Below are 1,702 nucleotides of genomic sequence, written 5' to 3' on the forward strand. Positions count from 1 at the left end.
CCCTCCTTCAAAACGTCGAAACCTCGAATAGAATCATATGAGATTCCATCCGAAATTCCCCATTGTTTAGTCCCGTATGTGCTCAGGCAACGAGTCGGTGCATTCGTTTCATAAATAACTGTATCATAACCCATTATTGACAGGGACACAAAATCTATACAAACAAATTACACGCGGCGACGTTTTGGTGGACGGCATCCATTATGAGGAACAGGAGTTACGTCTCTGATAGCTGTAACTTCAAGTCCGGCAGCTTGTAAAGCACGGATTGCAGCTTCACGGCCAGAACCTGGTCCTTTAACAGTTACTTCAAGAGTTTTAAGTCCGTGTTCGATTGAACCTTTAGCAGCTGTTTCAGCAGCCATTTGCGCAGCAAAAGGAGTAGATTTACGAGAACCTCTGAATCCTAGAGCTCCGGCACTTGACCAAGAAAGAGCATTACCATGAGTATCAGTGATCGTAACGATCGTGTTGTTGAAAGTTGAACGAATATGAGCGATTCCTGACTCAATATTCTTTTTCACGCGACGTTTACGCGTGTTTTGTTTACGAGCAGCAGCCATTGTTTAGGTACCTCCCTTACTTATTTTTTCTTGTTAGCTACAGTACGACGCGGACCTTTACGAGTACGCGCATTGTTTTTAGAGTTTTGTCCGCGAACAGGCAAACCTCTGCGATGGCGGATTCCGCGGTAGCTTCCGATTTCGATCAGACGCTTGATGTTAAGAGAAACTTCACGGCGAAGGTCACCTTCTACTTTCAGTTTGTCAATAACATCACGGATTTTACCAAGTTCTTCTTCAGTAAGATCACGCACACGAGTATCTTCAGAAACACCAGCCTCTTTCAAGACTTGCTGAGCCGTTGTGCGGCCAATTCCGAAGACATATGTTAAAGAAATAACAACACGTTTGTCACGTGGGATATCTACACCAGCAATACGAGCCATTCTCTGGGCACCTCCTTATTAATTATCCTTGTTTTTGTTTATGCTTTGGATTTTCACAGATCACCATTACTTTTCCTTTTCTGCGAATAACTTTACATTTCTCGCAGATTGGTTTAACTGATGGTCTCACTTTCATGTGTTTCCAACCTCCTTCAGTTTCCGGAGTGCTTTATTTGTAACGGTACGTAATCCTGCCACGAGTTAAGTCATATGGAGATAATTCTACCGTAACTTTGTCTCCAGGTAAAATGCGAATGAAGTGCATGCGGATTTTACCAGATACGTGAGCCAAAACCGTATGGCCATTTTCGAGTTCAACTTTGAACATCGCGTTTGGCAGTGTTTCGACAATCGTACCTTCCACTTCAATTACATCGTCTTTCGCCATTCAAGTGTTCTCCCTTCTTCAAATCAGTAACTTGCTCTCTGACAAATTTCAAAAGAGAAAATCTCAGTTATCCGTTTGTCACACGCCCTGTTTCGTTTATACTGTTCTGAACTTCCGGAGATACGCAATCATAAAGGGTGAATGATTGATATTCTATTTCTAAGGAGAATGAAATGTACGCTTTTCTCCGTCTGCTTTAGTACACGATGATGAATCTTCATTCCGGTGACAGCAGCTAGCCGGTTTTTCTTCCGACCAATTGTAAACCTACAATCTGCCCAGGTGCGGAATGAAAAACATGTGTCATGGAATTCATTTCATCATCTAGACTTTTGTCAGTATATCAAAACCCGTTTCCGTAATCG

General features: G+C 42.5%; 4 protein-coding genes. All 4 read right to left on the reverse strand.

What is annotated here, in order from left to right; all coding sequences use genetic code 11:
• Positions 1-167: 167 nt before the first annotated feature.
• The 4 genes from rpsK to infA are packed head-to-tail and all read right to left on the reverse strand — an operon-like array spanning position 168 to position 1,337.
• Positions 168-563 carry a 30S ribosomal protein S11 gene (gene rpsK / locus BR62_RS0112095; RefSeq protein ID WP_007410409.1) on the reverse strand — a complete coding sequence of 132 codons (396 nt, stop codon included), beginning with the start codon at positions 561-563 and terminating at the stop codon, positions 168-170.
• A gap of 20 nt (positions 564-583) precedes the next feature.
• Positions 584-949 (reverse strand): 30S ribosomal protein S13, encoded by a 366-nt coding sequence (gene rpsM, locus BR62_RS0112100; RefSeq protein ID WP_003156545.1) that lies wholly within the window; start codon positions 947-949, stop codon positions 584-586.
• 22 nt (positions 950-971) lie between these two features.
• Complete coding sequence (rpmJ, locus tag BR62_RS0112105) at positions 972-1,085, reverse strand: 50S ribosomal protein L36 (protein WP_003156543.1); 114 nt, start codon at positions 1,083-1,085, stop codon at positions 972-974.
• A gap of 33 nt (positions 1,086-1,118) precedes the next feature.
• Entirely contained in the window at positions 1,119-1,337 is a 219-nt protein-coding gene (gene infA, locus BR62_RS0112110) for a translation initiation factor IF-1 (protein ID WP_003156508.1), read from the reverse strand.
• Between the last annotated feature and the right edge of the window lie 365 nt (positions 1,338-1,702).

It is taken from the genome of Bacillus sp. UNC69MF (assembly GCF_000746035.1).
GTDB classification, from domain to species: Bacteria; Bacillota; Bacilli; order Bacillales; family Bacillaceae; genus Bacillus; species Bacillus velezensis.

Excerpts from the sequence above, each read along its gene's own strand:
- rpsK (WP_007410409.1), bottom strand. The coding sequence starts at position 563 with ATGGCTGCTGCTCGTAAACAAAACACGCGTAAACGTCGCGTGAAAAAG.
- rpsM (WP_003156545.1), bottom strand. The coding sequence starts at position 949 with ATGGCTCGTATTGCTGGTGTAGATATCCCACGTGACAAACGTGTTGTT.
- rpmJ (WP_003156543.1), bottom strand. The coding sequence starts at position 1,085 with ATGAAAGTGAGACCATCAGTTAAACCAATCTGCGAGAAATGTAAAGTT.
- infA (WP_003156508.1), bottom strand. The coding sequence starts at position 1,337 with ATGGCGAAAGACGATGTAATTGAAGTGGAAGGTACGATTGTCGAAACA.